The sequence below is a fragment of the Treponema sp. JC4 genome (genome assembly GCF_000260795.1).
Classification (GTDB): Bacteria; Spirochaetota; Spirochaetia; order Treponematales; family Treponemataceae; genus Treponema_D.
On the sequence record NZ_AJGU01000016.1, the window covers coordinates 38,537 to 58,146 of the forward strand.

Consider the following 19,610-nt stretch of genomic DNA (forward strand, 5'->3'; position numbering starts at 1 on the left):
AAATTATGATGATTAATGGAATTAATTCAATCAATCCTTTGAACAATGTTCAGGAAACTCGCAAATCTGAAAGCGCAGCAAAAGTTCGTTCAACGGAATCAGATTCAATTTCAGTTTCAAAAGAAGCTGAAAAAATGGCAGAAGCATATTACCTGGACAAGGTTGCAGCAGAAACCCCGGATGTTCGTGCTGACAGAATTGCTGAAGTAAGAGAAAAGATTAAAGATCCTTCTTACTTGAATGATTCAGTATTCGGTTCTGCCGCAGACAAATTCCTTACTGCTCTTGGACTTTAATTGACTGTAAAAAAGGAATTCAAAAAATCGCTTAATTAAGCTATTATAAGGCGGACGCATTGTCGTTCCGCCTTTTTTTGTTTAAAAAGTTAGGGCTCCCGGCCCGCAGGAGAGTTTAAAATGTCTGACTTTGTTTTCAGAATTAATCCAAATATCATAATTGGTGACTATACAGTTTCGCGACTTGGTCAGCAGGTTCGTGAATGGGGCACAAGATTTTTTGTCGTGCTGGACCCGATTTTACGTGAGGTAAAGCTTGCCGAAAAAGTGCAGCAGGCGCTCAGCGAACACAAAATTGAAACTATCGTTTATTCAGAATTGACTGACGGGACATCTACAAAGGCCGTTGCCCGCGCCCTTAAACTTGCCCGCGAGGCTCACGTTCATGGAGTTATTGCTGTTGGCGGAATGAAGGCTATGACTATCGGCCGCGCAGTTGCCGCTTACTATAATGAAGTCCACGATTTCTACACATTTGTAGGAGGCGCACAGCCTAATGCCCAGCCGATACACTGTATCTGCGTGCCTACGGTTTTCCGCTTTCCATTTATTTTTACATCAGATTTACCGATTGCAGACAGCCGCAATCATCAGATAAAAATTCTGAAAATCCAGCCTAACGTATGTAAGCTTGCCCTGGTTGATCCTAACCTCATGCTTTCTTTGACTGACAATCAGAAGGCAACTTTATCTCTGGAACTTTTAGGAATGGCAATTGAAGCCTATATTTCTCAGAAGGCAAACTTTTTCAGCGATATGTTTGCAGAAAAAGCGGTTGAAATTCTGAATTATGCTTTCAATGGTTCTCCTTCCATAGAAATTACAACACCGGAAGAAGTGCTGCTTGCTCAGGCTGGTGCAATGGTCAGCATGGCAGCCTCAACTTCCGCACTGGGAATGAACACCCTGCTTTCTATTGGAATTAACGCCCGCTATCAGATTAAAAAGCCTCTACTTGCTTCCATTCTGCTCCCTTTTGCAATGGAAGACGCAGGAAAATTCAAGGCTGCAAAGCTGGAAAAGCTTTCTCATCTGCTTGGTGCTGCCACAGAAGAACAGACCGGCGAAGAAGCAGTTTCTGCTTTTATTGATTATGTACGCCAGAGAATTGCCGCTGCAAACCTGCCGACAAGACTTAAGGATACAAAGCTTACAATTGAACAGCTTGCCGTAGTAATTGAAGACATTAAAGACACCGAAATAATGAATCAGCTTCCGCGCAGCATGACTGCCGATGACTTATTCACCTTTATTAAGCAGGCCTACTAGGGCAGCTTGCCCCGCCCGGAGATTTTATGATTGAACCAGGAAAACTCTTTCAGCTGGAAGGCGGTCAGAAACGCCGTAAGCTGGCTTTAACTTTTGGAGCCCTTGAACGAGACATTCAGGGAATTGCCGAAAAGGGAACTGAATATAATTTTACAAGCATGACCCGCGCTGAATACGTGCGGGAAGTAACAAAGGTTCTGCTTAAAGACCCAAAACTGCCTCAGGGCGCCGCCAACGAATTAAAGCGCCTTCTTGCTGCCCAGCCTTTTGATGAACTGCGCCTGTGTAACTGCGCCAGAAATCACCTTTTAGCATTAATAGGAACCTTCCCTGCCGAATGGGACTTAGTAATTGCGCCTCACGCAGCCCCTGTAGAGGAAGACGGCACTGTCCGCCAGCGGGATTTTTTCCCTGGCGTTGCCGTTTACGCAGAAGATATCCGCTCACCTTTTAACCTTGGCTCAATTTTCCGCTCTGCCGAAGCAATGGGTGCCGAAAAAGTATACATTTCGCCATTCTGTACTGACCCGGAACAGCCCCGCGCAATCAGAAGCGGTATGGGCTGCATTGAAACTATGGGCTGGGAACGCTGTTCTCTGGGCGAATTGCCTCAAGACCTGCCAGTTTTTGCCCTGGAAACAGGCGGCACTGATATAAATGAGTTTGAATTTCCAGAGCGGGGAATCTGCATTATAGGTTCAGAAGAGTTAGGCGTAAGCCCCGAAGCCCTTGCCAGAGCCACTTACGGCCGCGTCACAATCCCAATGAAAGGCCTTAAAGCCTCGCTGAATGTCGGTGTGGCATTTGGAATATTAATGCAGAAGTGGGTAGAAGCGCTGACAAGAAACCAGAAGAATTAATAATTGCAAAAAAGACGGAAGGAACAGGACGTGTGCCAAAAACACTCTTAACTGATTTTTTAGAGTTTTTCTTCCGGATTTTCTTCAGCAAAAGCATCATTCAGCTTATTAAGCACATACACAAACTGATCTTCCGTAAAAATATCAAATTTTGCCAGCTGCTTAGGATCAATCTGATAGAAATCCAGCTGATTTTCGCTGTAAGCCAGAAGAACTTCGGCAATATAAAGCGGCGGCAGGAACTGCTTGATTTTATCAGAAGCAAGCTCCGGATTATTCCAGCCGTGAACAAGACTTAAAGTTTCGTCTGAGAATTTCAGTTTTTTCAAATAGCCGTAAGTAATAAAAGTACCTGCATTTCCCTGATAGAAGGTTTCGCGGATTTTTTCAGCTTCTTCGTACTGCTCGCTCAACTCAGTAATATATTTTTCCTGAGTCTGAGTAGGATTACGCAAAAGTTCAAATCCGATATTGTTAATCAAACCAATTGAATAATATTCTTCCGGCGAGAAAATAACCTGGAAATCAGGCTGATTTTTGCAGAGGTTATAAGCGTAGTAGGCAACCTTCTGCGAATGCTGCTTTGAAGTTTCCAGATCTTTAAATTCCATTATTTCAACTTCTTTATTTTCAGAAGAAATAATTTTGCGAAGTTCATCATCACTAAACTGGGCAAGAGCTTTTTTCAGATTCAACTGCTCGCGGTTATGATCTACAGTATTTTTCAAAATCAGAAGCGCCAGCGTATCATCATGCATGACAACTTTCAAAAGCGCATCGCGGTCAATGGAAGGCTCATTCAAAAGGGCCTGAACCTGACGATAGGTAGCAAGGCGGATTGGAATCTGTTCCTGAAGATTAATATACTCGTAGGTAAGCATCTGCACTGCCGAATAAACCACTTCGTTACATGGCAGAATGATTTCTGTAATTGTTTCTTTATCAGTTGAATAGCATTTATAGCTGTCTTTTCCAAGTCCAGCCTTCTGAAGCATAAGGATGATGATGATAATACCCAGTCCCGCACCTTCAGAGGGGTCAAGCGCCTTAGCGTAAACTTCTTCAATACTGTTGAACTTTTTGGCGTTTTGAATTTTCTGCCTGATTCTCTGCTCTTCGTCCAGTGTGAGCACAGCCTTGTTTTTTACCTGAATTTTTAAAGTGCGGCCGCAGAGCTGGAGTACAAGTTTGATATATAAACCTGCTTTTTTCTGGAGTTCAAGATAATGGTCGATATTTGAAAGAGTATCTATTTTAAACTCATTCATACCGCGTTCATATTCTTCCGGATTGTTGATGTTTAATCCCTTTTCCTTAAAATAAACGCGCTTTGTATTGGCTTTTTTTGCATTGGTAAGAAGTTCGCCCAGACAGTATTTTAGATTTTGAATCAATTGCTCCTGATGACATTCTTCAAGGAACACGGTAAGGATATCATAGATATAAATCTCCATGTTGCGTGAAAGAGTATATGTCGTAATTTCAAGAGGCATTTGAAGTCTGACTGAGTTGCGGATTTTCTCTCTGTCTACTTCAAGCTTTTCATCAAAATCGCTTACCATTATCTTATTAATTTTAATCTAATAATTTATTTTTGTAAAATATTTTGGCTAACCACTCCGAATATCTTTTTGTTATAATTTTTATCTTTCCCAATATTGAGGAAGGAAGAACATAATCATTGTATAAAGCTCAAGACGACCCGCCAGCATTGCAAAACAGTACCACCATTTTACAAAATCTGGAAGAAATCCAAAATTTCCGCTTGGGCCTAAAAAGCCTGCGGCAGGACCTACATTTCCAACCATACTAAGAGCCCCGGTGAAGGCTGTAAATAAGTCAAGCTGACCAATGCAGCCAACCAGCGTTGTAAGGGCAACAAGGAAAAAGTAAAGTGTCATAAAAGCAGTTACGCTAAAAACTACATCCTTGCGGCCAACCCGGTTATTTAATCTGATTGCAAAAATTCCGTGGGGATGAAGCATTCTCTTAGTTTCATTACCAACCTGCTTAAATAAAATTACCCAGCGAACAACCTTAACTCCACCGCTTGTAGAACCTGAACATCCGCCGATAAAGAAAAGTGCAAAAAGGAAGAACTGAGCTGCAGGAGTCCAGAGGGTAAAATCAGCAGTAGAAAATCCCGTTGTAGAAAGAAGGGAAACTACATGGAAGGCTGAATAGCGTAGCTTCTGAGGGAAGGCATTATATATTCCGCCAAGACTGAGCGCAACTGCAAGAATTGCAAAAATTACGATGGTAAGATAAGCCTTAAACTCAGAATTTTCGCGGATATCATCAAATTTGCGGACAATAATATAATAGAAAAGACTGAAGTTTATCCCTGCAAAAAACATAAATACAGTGATGATTACATCAATTGCGGCAGAATTATACCAGCCGATACTGGAATCCTTTGGAGAAAAACCGCCTGTTCCCAAAGTAGAAAAAGCATGAGAAAAGGCATCAATCCAGTCCATTCCGGCAATTTTAAGAAGGATTGCTTCGGTCAAGGTAAATCCCGCGTATATAATCCAAAGATATTTTGCAGTTGTCGTAATTCGCGCGGTAATTTTTCCTTTTTCCGGTCCGGTAGTTTCGGCCTTAATCAATTGAAATCCACCCACACCCAAAAGCGGAAGCAGGGCAACAGTCAACGTTACAATTCCCATACCGCCAATCCAGTGGGTAATACAGCGCCAGAGGTTTATAGAGCGGGGTAAATCTTCAAGATGACCGCAGACAGTAGAACCAGTAGTTGTAAAACCGCTGGCACTTTCAAAAACGGCATCGGTGATGGAAGGAAAAGCGCCTGCCGCAAAAAGCGGAATTGCGCCAAAAAGACTCATAAAAATCCAGGAACCGGCAACAATAAGGTAGGTCTGGCGGGTATTTATGCTGATTTTAACCTTTCTTGTCGGAAAAAAAACTGCCGCAAGAATCACAAAACTTAAGAGCATTGGAAGTAAAAAAGGAAGTATTACGCTCTGCTCACCAAGTGCAAGTCCCACTCCAAGCGGCATAAGCATCATAGCACCGACAATGGCAATAAGAACTGAAATTATCTTTAAAAAATATATTGCAAACAAAATACGCTCCGTATAAAAGCCGTTAACCAGGCATTAGTCGTCATCGCTTCCGGCAAAATAAGACAGCACTTTTTTGCTCTGTTCGCCAGGAACAATAATTACAACGTGGTCACCGGCATAAAGCTTGGTGTTTCCGTCAACAATCTTATATTCTTCTATGCCGGACTGGCGGCTCAAAAGCACAAGGAAAAGTCCAGGATTTGAAATCTCTTTAAGGGCTTTTGCGCAAACCTTAGATTTAGCCCCGATTTCACATTCTACAATCTCAAGCTGGCCGTTTGTTACTGTGTGGATTTCCTTTACAGACTTTCCGCGCAGATGGCTCATAATTGAGTCTACAACCGCATCGCGAAGGGCAACCGGAACATCAACACCAAGTTTTATGGCAATTGTTTCAAAGGCTGAACTTGTAACAAGGCTGATTGTCTGACCAACTCCCAGTGATTCAAGATAGGCCGCAAGAACCATATTAAGTTCATGATTATGGGTAGCGCAGATTGCAAGGTCGTAGGAAGTAATTCCTTCATCGCGCAAAAAACTTTCATCTGTGGCATCAGCGCACATTACGCGGGCATCAGGGAAACGCTCTGCCGCAGCTTTAGCCAGGGCATCATGGGAATCAATAATTACAAAATCCTGGGTACGTTTTTCTACAAAAGCACTGATTTTTTTGAGGAATCCCTTCTGCACATCAGTTTTTTCTGGATTTAAGAATTTATCTGCAACAATTGTCCCGATTCTTCCGGCACCAATCAGGGCAACCTTACGCATTTCCTTAGGCGAAGTTCCGCAAAGCTTCATCACGTTTGCAAGCTGCTCTTTCTGAACAAGAACACCAAGAATATCGCCTGCATTTACAGAGCTGTCTCCGGAAGGAAGTGAAGTTTTTCCATCTTTTTCTATGTATACAACAAGGAATTTAATATCTGTTTTTGAGCGTATTTCTTTAAGGCTGATTCCGTCAAAATCCGATTTTTCATTTACTGTAATTCTGGCAATTTCCAGATTTGAATTATCAAAGGTAAGGACATTTCCTACGGCACCGTTTTCAATTGCCTTTACAATTGCGTCCGCAGCTTCAACATCCGGGTTTATCATATAGTTGATGCCATAGAGTGGGCGGTGTTTTGCCCCAAATGTGTCGCTGTGTTTTTTTTCAGCAGAGGCAGTATTTACGTAGTAGGCATAGTTACGTACACGGGCAATTTTCAAAAGGTCTGGATAAACTGCATCCACAAGGGAACAGGTAATCATGTTTACTTCGTCTGAGCTTGTTACGCAGACAAGGGCATCTGCCTTTTGAATACCTACGCTTTCAAGTGTTTCAAGGTTATTACCATCTGCGCACAAAACCGTACAGTCAAGCTGATTCTGAGCATGGCGGATTGTATCTTCATTATTGTCTATTAAGGCAACCTGATTTTTTTCATTGATGAGAAGTTTAGCGAGCTGTATGCCGGTAAAGCCAGCGCCCACAATTACAATTTTCATAATGATTTATTATAAAGCAGATAAGGCAGGAATTCTATATAAAAATGAAAGTAGGCTCCCGGGCGGGTGCATGGTTCAAAACCGCGCGATATCGCGCTACACGTTGTTTGTGGTAAAGAAACTATAGATTTGGCCGCTCTCGCGGCCGCCAGAAACAAAGTGTTTTTGAACCACACACCCGCCCTCGCGCCTGTTTTACTTATATAAAGCGTTTTCTATCTTTATATTCAAGCAGCAATAGCGGCCTTTTTACCTTTGCGCTGTGTAGCGAAAGTTTTTACACCTTCAATTACAAGAACAACAGCAAGAATAGCCATTGCAGAAGCAAATACCAGCTGGAACCAGTTGCCCCAGTGGAAAGCCTTTGGAGCACCAGCGCTCATTGCAGAAACTTTAGTAATTACAGTGCGTACAAGCTGTGTAAGTGTTGCAGCAAGCATAAATACAGTTGGAATGATGAACATTTTATTGTTCTTTCCAACCTGGCCAAGCCATGCAGCAACTGCCATCAAAGCAATTCCGGCAAGGAGCTGGTTTGCAGCACCAAAGAGACCCCAGATCTGAGAAAGGCTGAGACCACCAAGAACACAACCGATTGCAACCATAAGGAAAGTTCCGAACAATGGGAATGCAAGCAGTTTGCGAACACCTTTTGCATCCTTATAAGAACGTTCATTATCCTTAAGGAAAAGTTCAGAGAACATAAAGCGGCTGAGGCGGGTACCTGTATCAAGAGATGTAAGGGCAAAAACAGAAACTGCAAGAGTCAAAAGAGCGTAAATTGCGTTGTTCTGATCTGCAAATCCGAACATTTTTGCAACACCTGATGCAAATGCTACCGGAGGAGCACCTTTGAAAGCGCCGTCTACAATAAATCCTTTAGAAACCATACCAACAGCGATAAGTGAAATAATTCCCAAGGCTGATTCAATAAGCATTGAACCGTAACCAATTGCTTTTGCATTCTTTTCACTGTCCAGCTGCTTAGAAGTTGTACCTGTTGCAATCAAAGAATGGAAACCAGAGCAGGCACCGCAGGCAACTGTAATGAAGAGGGCTGGGAACATTGGTCCGATTTTTGTTGTATAAGATGTAAATGCAGGAAGCTCAAATGTAGTATTTCCTGTAATGGCAGCAACAATAATACCAACAAGAGCCAGAGCCATCATCGCATACAAAAGGAAAGAAGAAAGATAATCACGTGGCTGCAGCAAAATCCATACAGGAACAAGAGAAGCAATTGTAATGTAAGCACCGATGAATACAATCCATGCTGTGCGGCTCATTGCAAAACCGTAGTTCAAACCGATTACAACAGCAAGAACGATTCCAGCGATTCCGGCAATTGTAGCAGGAAGAGTTTTTACGCCCATGCGGTTTGTAAGGATTCCATATCCGATTGCAAGAACGATGAAAAGCAGAGAAATCATAGCAGTTGTCTGGCTTCCGGTAGGATTAGCAACAATACCAAAGCGTCCGTCTTTAGAAAGGAAAGTTCCGGCAACAACGTTTACAAAAGAAGCAATTACAAGGATTAAAACGAGAAGAGCAAAAATGATGAAAAGGCGTTTTGAAGTTTTTCCCATTGAATCTTTGATGATTTCACCAACAGACTTACCATCGTGGCGGGCAGAAGCAAAAAGAGAGCCAAAATCCTGAAGACCACCAAAGAAAATACCACCGATTACACACCACAAGAAAACCGGTACCCAGCCGAAAACTGCGGCCTGAATAGGGCCGTTAATTGGACCAGCTCCAGCAATAGAAGAAAAGTGATGTCCCATCAAAACCGCTGGTTTTGCCTCAACATAATCCACACCGTCAGCTTTTTCTACGGCAGGAGTTTTTTTTGCAGGGTCAATTCCCCACTGCTTTGCAAGCCAAGAGCCATATCCAACATAGCCGATGAAAAGCAGAGCGAGAGCAGCAAGAATAATTAATAATGCTGTCATTTTTTTGTTCTCCTTTTTCCATTTACGGAAAGTTACTTTTTTATAGCGTGCTTACCAGCTTTTTGAGGACGCTGCCGTGACGGTTAGTAACGGTTCGACCTGTAGAAGTTTCATAAGCTAATGCCCTGAAGTTACTCCAGCCATGAAGGCTGAATTTATATGATTTTGATTTTTTTTCTTTCTTGATAAAGCGGAAGGCGTTGTCCGAGATTTTATTTGCAAGAATGATAAGGGTTACGTCTGAATTACGGTGGCCGCTGTAAGGATGAACGCGGGAAAGACCTTCTTCCCAGGCTTTTTGAGCAAGCTGTTCAAAGAGGATATAATCCAGTTCTTCTTCCTCTGCAAAAAAAACATACTCGTTGGAATCTATGTCTGCTACGTGTGCGGATTTTACTAGAAAATACTGTTCACTGTGGGAATGAAACTCTGCTTCTGCAGAAAAAGGTGCGACAACACATTCCTCGCGGACGTTGTAATAACGTTCGAATGAATGAAGAAGCTTTTGTAATATGCTTTCGGAATTCTGAGCTTCCTGTGCGCCGCCATTGACTTTCATAATACTTAATAATATTCAGTATAATTAAAGTTGTCAACTAAATGCTGGCGGTGTTAACAGACGCAAGTGTTTTGGATTAGTCATTATGACGCTGGCTAAAAAGGCTGTCCACAACTTCCGGATGCAGTGAGCCAGCTGGCACTTGCGCGAGGCGCAAGTGGTTGGGGTGAATACTATTCTTTACGTGCCGAATACACACAGCCGCAGTACTGCTGGCGGTAGAGGCCGTATTCTTCGCTGATTTCAAGACTTCGTAAAAAACCGCTTTTCTTCTTAAAATCGGAAGGAAGCCATTTTGGAGCAGCTGGCGAAGTATCCCCCGCAGTAAGGTTTTGGCCAATTACATTGATTTTTTCTGCATCCTTAAAAGGACTTATACTCAGCGTTGTACAAAAATAATCAAAATTATGTTCAGCAGCATACTGATATGCCCGTTTCAAACGCAGTTCATAGCAGCGGCGGCAGCGTTCCCCTTTTTCAGGCTCTCGGGCAAGCTCGGGCTCCTTATCAGTGCCCACAGCCTCATAAAACTGAGCCGGCTGGTATTCCGCCTTTACAAGCTTTACTTTTCCCAGAACCGCCGGGCTAAAACGCGGAAGAAAATCTTCCAGTTCGCCAAGCCTGCGTTCATATTCTTCCTGAGGATAAATATTAGGATTGTAATATAGAATGGTAATGTCAAAAAATTCCGTCAAATACTCAATGACATAAGAAGAGCAGGGACCGCAACAGGCATGAAGCAGCAAGGTCAGCTTTTTTCCGCTTTTTTCCAGCGAAGAGAGAAGTTGATCAAGTTCCTTTTGATAGATAGATTTAGCCACTAAAATCCCAGATATTTTTTCATCATTATTTCACAGGATTTTGTAATTTTGTTCAACGCCTGACCATCGGTAGGAAGGGCAAATAGACTTCCAGCACCGCTTTCCGGATTCTGTCGCACAATTTCCTTGCGGTTTGCAATGTAAAAATCGCGGTTATGAATTATAAAGGCGCTCAAAACGTTTGAAGTTTCGGCAATTTCCTTGTCTTTTACTTTCAATTTTCCAACTGCGTTAAAGGCTTCAATAATATGGAAGATATCATCATAAATCTTTTTATTTTCCGCGCGGACAATTTCCAGAGCCTTAATATTAAAATACTGCTCGGTTCGCACAAAGCTGTACATTTCAAAAAGCGGTTCGTTTTCAAAAAGATTAAAAAAGCGGGTAATCAGTTTTTTAAAAAGCACGTTTGGTGAAGTCTTATTTTTAATGATTGCATCAATAGTCTGCTCGGTTTTAAAACCAACCTTTGCAATTTCAGAGGCACAAAACTCAAGAGTTGCATCGTACATTGCGTCGCGGCTTTCAAAATGATTGTAAAGAGAGGCCTTTTTTATTCCCAGCATATCGCTGATGTCGCTGAGTGAAGTTGCACCAGGGCTTTTTTCAAAGGCTGAAGATATGAATGACTGTATGATTTTTTCCTGTGAGATATTCTTTTTGCTCATAGAAAATTTATCGGGAACTAACGGGTATTAGTTTAGAGCAAAACCTTTATTAGTTGATTTTTTTTTTGATTTGCTGGACAGTTATAAATAGATGCAAATTATTCCCGCAGAGCAGCTGCCTCCTGCCCTCATTCAGAATTTTCTAAGTCCTCACGAAAAAATGTGCGTTCAGCTTTCCTCTTACGTGCGAAAAAACCGGGGAGACATTTATGCCATAAAGGATAATGATGAAGAAATCTGCGGCGTCTTCTACGCAAAAGGCACTCTTTTGCACTGTATACCGAGTTTCTCCGCACACGCAGCGGAGCTTACTCAGGTCTTAGGCAACTTTCTTCTTACCCACCCCGTCAAATGCGTCAACGGTGAACTTACTGTGTCAGAAAGCCTGAAAGCTCTGGTGCAGTCTACCCAGGCCTCAGTGCCGCCTGCCGGTCATCAGCCTCAAACTAATCGTTACAAACTCATGTGCCTTTCTCCGGCCGACCAGCTTACCCCGCCGCCAGAGCCCCTTCAGCCCGGCGATGAAATCCGCCGCATGGCAAATCCCGAACACGATGCAGAAATTATTTTTGACCTGCAAAAACACTATATAATGGAAGAAGTTGCTCCTGCGGGCAAAAATCCCGGCGATTTAGAAATCAACGTAATTCTAAAGCAAATCCTTAAAAACCAGATTTGTCTTACTCTCTTTAGCGACGGAGAGCCTGTAGCAAAGGCAAACAGCAACGCCATCGGCTGGAACTGCGTGCAGCTTGGGGGCATTTACACAAATCCTCTTTACCGCCGTAACGGCTATGCCTGCCAGCTTGTTTACAACCTCTGCTCCCGCATTCTGCGCACTGGTCGCACCGTTACCCTCTACGTTAAAGAAAAAAATACCCCAGCCCTTGAATTATACAAAAAGCTGAGGTTCAAAGAGTGCGGATCTTATTCCATCACCTATTTTTAGTTCTATTTAAATACAAGCGTTATTACACCAAAAGCAGCAATTAAGAAAAACATGTAAGCAAGGCCAAGCGCCGCCGCAATCTGTGGAAAACTTAATAGCATTAAGCCCCAGACAAGAGTTAGAGCTCCAAGCGAAATTGCAGTCATTCCGCTTCCCTTAGCCCTGAATGCATTTTTTCTTTTGCTTTCTTCATCTGCCGCAGAACTTGCATTCAATTTTTCAAGGAAACTTCCGGAGAGAAAGTAAATTCCTGTCCCGATGAAGGTCAGCCCTGCAAGAAAAGCTAAAATAATTAGAACTACAATTTTAATACTCATAAATCTCTAAAAACGGCAAAACAAAGTTTTGCCGAGCCATTTTCACGATGAACCTAAACTGACCCTTTCGGTTCAGTTTTTAACGGTTCTTCGATTTTAGGCATTGCTCAAAAGATTGTTAAGGTGTTTAACAAACTCAGCTGGTTCTTTAAGCTCAACGCCTGCAATCAGCAGAGCCTGATCAAGAAGAACTTCTGAAACATCAGCAATCAAAGCTTCGTCGTCACTGTCCTTGATTTTTGCAAGGATTGGATGATCGCCGTTTACTTCAAGAATTGGCTTAAGCTCTGGACCTGGCTGACCCATTGCCTTCATCATCTGAACCATCTGATAAGATGGGTCGTTTTCATCAACAACGATACACGAAGGGTTTTCGCCGCTCAAAGTCTTAGAAAGCTTAACTTCCTTAACTCTTTCGCCAAGAGCCTTTTTAATCTTTTCTACAACCGGTTTGAACTCTTTTTCTTTCTTTTCAGCTTCTTTCTTGTCGCCGCCAAGGTCTTCATCAGAACCAGAGCGGTTTACAGCCTTAAGTTCAAACTCGTTCTTGTATTTGCCAAAGCCTGGAATTACGATGTCGTCAATGTCATCGTCCAAAATCAAAACTTCAAAGCCTTTTTCTGTGTAAGCTTTAACAAGAGGGTTTGCACGAAGGTTCTTTTCGTCGCTTCCGCTGATGTAGAAAATTGCCTTCTGGTCAGTCTTCATACGCTGAACGTAGTCTGCAAAGCTTGTGTAGTTGCCGTCGCCTGTACCGCTTGCATCTGTAGACTTAAAGCGGATGATTTCTGCAATTTCATCGCGGTTTTCGTAGTCAGAATACAAACCTTCCTTCATAGGACGGTTGAAGTTCTTTACAAACTTGTTCCAGTCTTCAATTGCTTTCTTTTCATCATCAGAGCGTTTGTCAGCTTCAGTTTTGCGGGCCTTGTCTGCATCTTCGCCCATCTTTTTGAATTCACCAAGAAGCTTCTTTACAGACTGCTTTTTGATGTTTTCAAGAATTCTGTTCTGCTGAAGGATTTCACGGCTTACGTTCAATGGCAAATCTTCTGAGTCGATAATACCGCGTACAAAGCGCAGGTAAGATGGCAAAAGTTCACGGTCATCATCAGTGATGAAAACGCGTTTTACATAAAGTTTTACGCCGCTCTTGTAATCAGCCTGGTACATGTCAAAAGGAGCATTCTGTGGAACATAGAACAAAGTTGTATATTCCTGAGTTCCTTCTGCGTGTGTGTGAACGTAGTGGAGAGGGTCGCTGCCGTCGTGGCAGTTTGTTTTATAGAATTCGTTGTAATCTTCTTTTTTAAGCTCAGATTTAGAGCGCTTCCACAAAGCCGATGCAGAGTTTACCTGGTCGATTTTGCTTTCGCTTCCAGTTTCTTTTCCTTTGTCATCATATTTTTTCTGCTCATAGTGAAGGAAAATTGGGAATGCAATGTGGTCTGAATATTTTTTGATGAGCTCTTCAATCTTCCATCTTGAAGCATATTCCTTGCTGTCGTCGTTCAGGTGCATTTCGATTGCAGAACCGCTGAGTTCAGGCTTATCAAAACCGTATTTTTTAGCTACAGCGCTGTCTGCTGCAACTTCATCAAGTTCGTAAGAGTTTGTTCCGTCGCTTGCCCAATGCCAGATTTTTCCGTCGCCTGCAGCCTTGCGTGAATAAACGTCGATTTTTTTAGCAGCCATGAATGCAGAGTAGAAACCTACACCAAACTGACCGATAAGGGCAGAATCTTTAGCAGCGTCGCCTGAAAGTTTTTCAAAGAAGGATTTAGTTCCAGAGCGGGCAATTGTACCGATGTTATTTGTCAAATCTTCATCATTCATACCAATACCAGAATCCTGAACGGTAAGAATGTTTTCTTTTTCATCAAAAGTAATGTCGATGCGCGGTGTAAAATTAATTGATTTGTAAGCGTCATCAGAAACTGTAAGATACTTAAGCTTATCCAGAGCATCCGATGCGTTAGAAACGATTTCGCGCAGGAAAATGTCTTTGTTAGAATAAAGTGAGTGAATCAGAAGCTGCAAAAGCTGGTTAACTTCTGTTTTAAACTGATGTGTTGCCATTTTATAACCTCGATTTTGAAAATCTAATTTAAATTCAATTATAAAAATAATAACGAAGTTTATAAAAGGGCAAGAAAAAAAAGCGGATTTTCATGCCACCTTAGAACCCGAAAATCCGCTTTTCCTATATTCTTATGACTTAATTTACCTTTGAAAGAACTCCTGTTCCTCCAAGGATACCTGTAATAATACCGCCGACACCCAGTCCTACTCCGCCACCGATTAAAGCTCCGGTTGCGGCGCAGGTACCCATCATCCATAAGCCTGGACCTGCTGCAATAAAAGCAATCATTGTCGAACCAATTGCAGCACCAATTCCTGTACCAATCAAAGCTGCACCGACAACAATAGCAGCTCCAACAGCAATAGCCTTCCAGTTACTCTTGAACCAGTCGCCAACATCTCCCCAAAAGCCGCCACCTGCAACATTTTCAAGTTCGCCTTCTGTAAGTTCAACCGGCTTTTTTTCCTTATATTCTTTTGCAGCAGTTTCAAGCTGATCACGGAAGAAGTTCACCTGTTCTTTCATTTTTTCAACTTCAAGCTCAGGATAAGCTTTATGAATTGCTTCAAAAGCTTCTTCTGGAGTATTTGCTTCTTCTACTATTTCTGAGATTTTTTCAGCATCAAATCTTTCCAAAACTTTATTTGTATCTTCAGCAGATACACCCATTTTTCCAAAAGCTTCTTTCAATTCTGCATTTGTCATAATCTGCCTCCTTATGGCTTTATCAGAAACTAAATAATTCTAACACGGAATTAGAATTATTAATAAATTTTTCATTCATATATTTATACGAATGAATATTAAAAAGAGACAATTGGAAATGAAAAAATACTGGCTTTTAAATCAGATAAACCACAATTCCCAAAATCACCAGCAGGACTACATTGTAAAGCGTAAAGGTTGCGAAGTAGTTTCCGCCGGCCTGGGCTTTGGCTTCGTCGCTGGCAGAATAGAGTTTGAAGGAAATTACACTGGCCATAGAAGCAATCAGAGTGCCAAGACCGCCGACGTTTACTGCAAGCAGCAGCATAGCGCCATTCTGGGTAAAGCCGCTTAAAAGAAGGGCAGCCGGAACGTTACTGATTACCTGACTTGTGATAATTCCTGTAAGGTAGGTTGAAAGCTGGGTAGAAAGCATTGAATTAATAAAGTCAGAAAAGGCTTGCACGGTTGAAAGGGTTTTTGTGAAAATGAAAAAGCCTGCAAATGTAAACAGAAGGCTGTAATCAACTTTTTTGAAAAGGCGGAAGTTGCAGACTGCCATAACTGCGGCGGTAAAAATCAACATGTAAAGATAATTGATTACGCGGAAAACAGCTAAAAGACAGATGATAAAATCTGCAATGTAAAAGAAAGTGCGGAAATCAATTTTGATAAAGGTAAGCTGATTTTGTAAAACGTTTCCCGAAAGTTCGTGAGGCTCTTCGGCTCCACCGTGGGCCGCAAGCTTTTTTCTTGTAAGGAATAAAATCATGGCTGCAAGAATAAAAAGCGAAGGCAGGGCAATTTTTGCAGTAAGGGCAAAAAATTCCAGGGCAGAAAAACCATAGTAAGAAAAAAGATAGAGGTTCTGCGGATTTCCCATAGGAGTGATGCAGGAACCAAGGTTTGCAGCCAGAGTTTCCAGAACAACCAGCTTCATTGAAGGAAGTTCGATACGTTTGAAAATCAAAAGGGAAATAGGCACAAAGGTCAAAAGGGCAACGTCGTTTGTAACGAACATTGAACTGAAGAAGACCAGGTAAGTAAGCAGAAAATAAAGCGAACGGCGGGTTTTACAAAGACGCAAAAGTTTTGCCGCAATAAAATCAAGGTAATTCTGACTCTGAAAAGCCTTAATTACAATCATCAAAGAAAAAAGAATTGCGATTGTACGAAAATCAATTGCTTCAAGGCAAAGACCTGGGGCAGGGCGGACAGCAGCAACAGCCACCACCGCAAGAAAAAGAGCCGCAAAAAGAACTGGCTCCTTTTTAATAAAGTTTATAATAGAAGAAAATGCCTTTTTCATAATAATTTTTCTAAATCCTCTGGATTTTCAACAATATAATCAGCACCGGCAGCTTCAAATTCTTCACGACTGCCATAGCCAAAAAGAACTCCTGCACATTTTAATCCTGACTGATGAGCGCCTTCTACATCAAATTTGCGGTCGCCAACCATAAGAAGTTTTGAGCGGTCACTAATTCCATTCAGTTTAATTGCATATTCAATTACATCAGTTTTTTTACTTCGGCTTTCGTCCGGCAGACTTCCGCAGATATGGTCAAAATATTTTGCAATATCAAAATGCTCCATAATCTTGATTGCAGTATGCTCAGGCTTGGAAGTTGCTACAGAAAGCTTGCAGCCAAGAGCTTTAAGACGCTGCAAGGCTTCCGGAATCCCCTTGTAAACGCGGTTTTCCATATATCCCTGATTATCATAATAGGAACGGAAGACTTTTACGGCTTCCTGCAGTTTTTCACCGCTAAAGCCAAGGGTCTGACCAACAGTCAAAACAAGTGGAGGCCCGATATATGTTCTTAAAACCTCGTATTCAGGTTCTTTTATTCCAAAATGCTTAAAAATACTTCTGAAAGAATTTAAAATACCATCCTGGGAATCGGTAAGTGTACCGTCAAGGTCAAAAAAGATGTATTCGTATTTCATTTGTGCTATCCTAACCGAAAATCTCTTTTTTATGAAGTTCCCCAAGAGAATGAATATTATGCAAAAGAGTCTCTGAACCCGCAGACTTTCCTTCTACGTAGTCCTTAAGGTCAATCGTAAAGCGGTTCATGGAAAAATGCTGAAAAACATAAACATTATTCCAGACCTTAGGATTGTCAGCCTTGTAAGTTTCAAAAAGTCTGTCGCGGTAAGGAACAAAAAAGTGCTTTTCCTTGAGTTCGGAATAGCCTACAAGCCAGAGTTCAGGTAGTGGGAAAACTGAGCCAGAAACACCACCTTCAGCGCCTTCTACCAGCGCGCAATGCAGTCTGGCCGTCTCTTCCGCCATCCAAAGCTGACTTTCTTCTACCAGGCGGCAAATTTTTTCGCCCCCGTCTTTCATTATTTTTTTCAGCTGGGCAGTTTTGGCACTGTGAACCGGGGTTTTATTCAGGATAATTACGTTTTTTCGGAAATCCGTCTCTAATTCAGGATTCTTCTTAAAAAATCCGTCGGCAATTTTTCCGGCCTGGCCAACAAGGTAGCGGTTATTTTTTGCAAGCTGCTCGTCTTTTCCAGGATTATCGCCAATCACAATCAGGTGAATGTCATCCTCCTGAGTAAGACGGTCTAAATCGCGGTTATAAACTACGCTTGTTTCAAAAGGATAATCAGGAGTATTTGCAGCCTTAGCCGCTTCCCTCTGCAATTCAGTCAGTTCCGGCGCAAAAGCCTTCCATTCTTCAATTTTTGCCTTAAAAATTTCTTTAAAATCGCAGAAAGCCTGCCACTGTTTATTAGTCATAAGAATTAAGCACCTTTACCATTGCATCAAAAATCTTTTTATTTGTGATTGTACCAGAAAATTCAGACTTGCGGATAAAGCCTACATTGTAGTAGCCAAGAATGTTTCCGGCAGTAAAAATTTCAAACTCATTTTTATAAGGCCCGTTTTCCAGAACAATCTGAGGAACAAGCCCGATTCCAAGCCCGCTGGCAGCAAGCGCAAGAACCGCCTCGTTTCCTTCAGTTTCGGCAGCAATCGTTGGCTTTACGTTTCGTGAGCGGATCCATTTATCAAAGCGAACGCGGGCAAGTCCTGTTTTTGGAAGAACCAGAGGCACAGAAGAAAGAATATCCTGAGGTGAGCCCTGCAAAGAAGTGTAAGGGCCATTTTTTGCAGCCGCATAAACAAGGGGTGTTTTTACAACAGATTTTGTTTCCATCATAGAAAGTCCGCTTTCCGGGATGGCGGCAACTGCAATCATAGCTCGGTTTTCTTTTACAGCCGCAATGGCACCAGCAGGGTCACCGGTTTCTACAGAAAAGTGAATTTTCGGGTAGCGGGTTGTAAGTTTCTGGATAAATTCCGGCAGAATCGTATAGCAGGCAGTTACCGAAGCGTAGGCGTGCAGGGTTCCTTCAATTTCATCACCAACATCGCTAAGTCGCTCGTCCAGTTCCTTACGCTTATCAAGCATTTCCTGGGCGTATTTTTTGAATATTTTTCCTTGTTCCGTAAGCAAAACCTGCCGATTATTTCTATCAAGGAGAACTGTATTGGTTTCTTCTTCCAGGCGGGAAATAATTCGGCTAAGGGCAGACGGACTCAGGTTCATTTTGTCAGCCGTTTTTCCAAAGTGGAGAAGTTTTGAAAGGGTTATGAACGATTCCAGTTCGTAAAAATTCATAAAATCTGCTTTATTCCGCCTTGTTTATACTATAAAATAAAATTACAAAGCATTCGAGAGGTATGTATGAAAAAACTAATTTGTTTTGCAACAGCTGCACTTTTTAGCTTTCAGATTTTTGCCATTGATATTTTCACCACTGGCGCTGTAAGCCAGACCGGAAAAGTTAAGAGTTTTACCCGCACAGATTATTCTGTAACTACAAAATTCGGAAACTATTTCAGAACTCCGGCTGCAAAAACCACTCATAATTTTACAGATGGAAAAGAAACTGAAGAAATCCACCTGACTCCACGTGATGTTGTTATCCGCAAGGTTGTCTTTACTTATGATGATAACGGTGATTTGAGCGAAAAAGTATGTTCAAACGCAGAAAATGATCTTGAATGGAAAACTGCAATGACTTATAAAGACGGCGTTCAGCAGGATCATTCTGAATACGACAACACAGGAAACCTTAAGGCCCGCACAATTTATACTTACACAGACGGCCTTATGACTGATAAAACCGTTTACGATGGGGAAGGTGCTCTTTTAGAAAAGACAATTTACGCTTATACAGACAGCGGAAAAATTGCAACCCTCAGCAACTACGGTGATGACGGCGCTCTTCGTGAAAAGCAGACTTACGCTTACACAGTGGAAGGTGTTCTTGATGCCATTACTTATTTTGATAAGGATTTAAAAGAAAGCCGCATTGAAAGCATGCGCTATGATGATGTAGGTCTTCTTACAGAAGTTACAACTTACGAAAATGACAAGGTTGTAAAACGCACCCTTGTAAAATATGACGAAAAGGCTAACGTTAGCCGCATTTCTGAATATAATATTGCCGACAAGTTCGGTACCACAGTGAACGAACTGATTGGAATTGCAGAATTTACATACGTATACTAAAAAAACTGGCTTC

At 41.9% G+C, this 19,610-nt stretch carries 19 protein-coding genes; 5 read left to right on the plus strand and 14 right to left on the minus strand.

Annotated features, from left to right (window positions below; all coding sequences use genetic code 11):
* The first annotated feature begins 5 nt into the window (after nucleotides 1-5).
* From MSI_RS07895 to MSI_RS07905, 3 genes are all read left to right on the plus strand, one after another.
* Nucleotides 6-296: a flagellar biosynthesis anti-sigma factor FlgM gene (locus MSI_RS07895; RefSeq protein ID WP_027728223.1), complete on the plus strand. Its 291-nt coding sequence runs from the start codon at nucleotides 6-8 to the stop codon at nucleotides 294-296.
* 120 nt (nucleotides 297-416) lie between these two features.
* Nucleotides 417-1,565: an iron-containing alcohol dehydrogenase gene (locus MSI_RS07900; protein ID WP_009105573.1), complete on the plus strand. Its 1,149-nt coding sequence runs from the start codon at nucleotides 417-419 to the stop codon at nucleotides 1,563-1,565.
* A gap of 26 nt (nucleotides 1,566-1,591) precedes the next feature.
* Nucleotides 1,592-2,425: a TrmH family RNA methyltransferase gene (locus tag MSI_RS07905; RefSeq protein WP_009105574.1), complete on the plus strand. Its 834-nt coding sequence runs from the start codon at nucleotides 1,592-1,594 to the stop codon at nucleotides 2,423-2,425.
* Nucleotides 2,426-2,484: 59 nt separating this feature from the next.
* Here MSI_RS07905 and MSI_RS07910 read toward each other — a convergent pair whose 3' ends face one another.
* The 7 genes from MSI_RS07910 to MSI_RS07940 form a co-directional block, all read right to left on the minus strand.
* Nucleotides 2,485-3,987, minus strand: coding sequence for an HDOD domain-containing protein (locus MSI_RS07910; protein WP_009105575.1), 1,503 nt, complete (start codon nucleotides 3,985-3,987; stop codon nucleotides 2,485-2,487).
* An 81-nt stretch (nucleotides 3,988-4,068) separates the two neighbouring features.
* Nucleotides 4,069-5,514, minus strand: coding sequence for a TrkH family potassium uptake protein (locus tag MSI_RS07915; RefSeq protein ID WP_009105576.1), 1,446 nt, complete (start codon nucleotides 5,512-5,514; stop codon nucleotides 4,069-4,071).
* A gap of 33 nt (nucleotides 5,515-5,547) precedes the next feature.
* On the minus strand, nucleotides 5,548-7,005 hold the full coding sequence (locus MSI_RS07920; protein ID WP_009105578.1) for an NAD-binding protein: 1,458 nt from the start codon (nucleotides 7,003-7,005) through the stop codon (nucleotides 5,548-5,550).
* Between the two features lie 227 nt (nucleotides 7,006-7,232).
* Complete coding sequence (locus MSI_RS07925) at nucleotides 7,233-8,957, minus strand: carbon starvation protein A (protein WP_009105579.1); 1,725 nt, start codon at nucleotides 8,955-8,957, stop codon at nucleotides 7,233-7,235.
* Nucleotides 8,958-8,997: 40 nt separating this feature from the next.
* Complete coding sequence (locus MSI_RS07930; protein ID WP_009105581.1) at nucleotides 8,998-9,516, minus strand: hypothetical protein; 519 nt, start codon at nucleotides 9,514-9,516, stop codon at nucleotides 8,998-9,000.
* A 173-nt stretch (nucleotides 9,517-9,689) separates the two neighbouring features.
* The gene (locus MSI_RS07935) at nucleotides 9,690-10,337 is read right to left on the minus strand and encodes an epoxyqueuosine reductase QueH (RefSeq protein WP_009105583.1); all 648 of its coding nucleotides are present in this window, start codon (nucleotides 10,335-10,337) and stop codon (nucleotides 9,690-9,692) included.
* Nucleotides 10,337-11,005, minus strand: a complete 669-nt coding sequence (locus tag MSI_RS07940) for a TetR/AcrR family transcriptional regulator (RefSeq protein WP_009105585.1) — start codon at nucleotides 11,003-11,005, stop codon at nucleotides 10,337-10,339. The genes MSI_RS07935 and MSI_RS07940 overlap by 1 nt, the downstream gene beginning before the upstream one ends.
* A 91-nt stretch (nucleotides 11,006-11,096) precedes the next feature.
* Here MSI_RS07940 and MSI_RS07945 point away from each other — a divergent pair, with 91 nt between their 5' ends.
* Nucleotides 11,097-11,954, plus strand: coding sequence for a GNAT family N-acetyltransferase (locus MSI_RS07945; protein WP_009105587.1), 858 nt, complete (start codon nucleotides 11,097-11,099; stop codon nucleotides 11,952-11,954).
* Nucleotides 11,955-11,956: 2 nt separating this feature from the next.
* Here MSI_RS07945 and MSI_RS07950 read toward each other — a convergent pair whose 3' ends face one another.
* The 7 genes from MSI_RS07950 to ilvY all read right to left on the minus strand — a co-directional run bounded on the left by MSI_RS07950 (nucleotide 11,957) and on the right by ilvY (nucleotide 18,700).
* Complete coding sequence (locus tag MSI_RS07950) at nucleotides 11,957-12,271, minus strand: hypothetical protein (RefSeq protein WP_009105589.1); 315 nt, start codon at nucleotides 12,269-12,271, stop codon at nucleotides 11,957-11,959.
* 96 nt (nucleotides 12,272-12,367) lie between these two features.
* Nucleotides 12,368-14,350: a molecular chaperone HtpG gene (htpG, locus tag MSI_RS07955; RefSeq protein ID WP_009105591.1), complete on the minus strand. Its 1,983-nt coding sequence runs from the start codon at nucleotides 14,348-14,350 to the stop codon at nucleotides 12,368-12,370.
* Between the two features lie 139 nt (nucleotides 14,351-14,489).
* Entirely contained in the window at nucleotides 14,490-15,059 is a 570-nt protein-coding gene (locus MSI_RS07960; protein WP_009105593.1) for a hypothetical protein, read from the minus strand.
* 136 nt (nucleotides 15,060-15,195) lie between these two features.
* Entirely contained in the window at nucleotides 15,196-16,368 is a 1,173-nt protein-coding gene (locus MSI_RS07965) for an SLC13 family permease (RefSeq protein ID WP_009105596.1), read from the minus strand.
* Nucleotides 16,365-17,009 (minus strand): HAD hydrolase-like protein, encoded by a 645-nt coding sequence (locus tag MSI_RS07970; RefSeq protein ID WP_009105598.1) that lies wholly within the window; start codon nucleotides 17,007-17,009, stop codon nucleotides 16,365-16,367. The genes MSI_RS07965 and MSI_RS07970 overlap by 4 nt, the downstream gene beginning before the upstream one ends.
* Before the next feature lie 10 nt (nucleotides 17,010-17,019).
* Entirely contained in the window at nucleotides 17,020-17,814 is a 795-nt protein-coding gene (locus tag MSI_RS07975; protein ID WP_009105600.1) for a hypothetical protein, read from the minus strand.
* Nucleotides 17,807-18,700 carry an HTH-type transcriptional activator IlvY gene (ilvY, locus tag MSI_RS07980; RefSeq protein WP_009105604.1) on the minus strand — a complete coding sequence of 298 codons (894 nt, stop codon included), beginning with the start codon at nucleotides 18,698-18,700 and terminating at the stop codon, nucleotides 17,807-17,809. The genes MSI_RS07975 and ilvY overlap by 8 nt, the downstream gene beginning before the upstream one ends.
* A 66-nt stretch (nucleotides 18,701-18,766) precedes the next feature.
* Between ilvY and MSI_RS07985 the strand changes: the two genes are divergently transcribed.
* Nucleotides 18,767-19,597: a hypothetical protein gene (locus tag MSI_RS07985; protein WP_009105605.1), complete on the plus strand. Its 831-nt coding sequence runs from the start codon at nucleotides 18,767-18,769 to the stop codon at nucleotides 19,595-19,597.
* Nucleotides 19,598-19,610 lie beyond the last annotated feature (13 nt).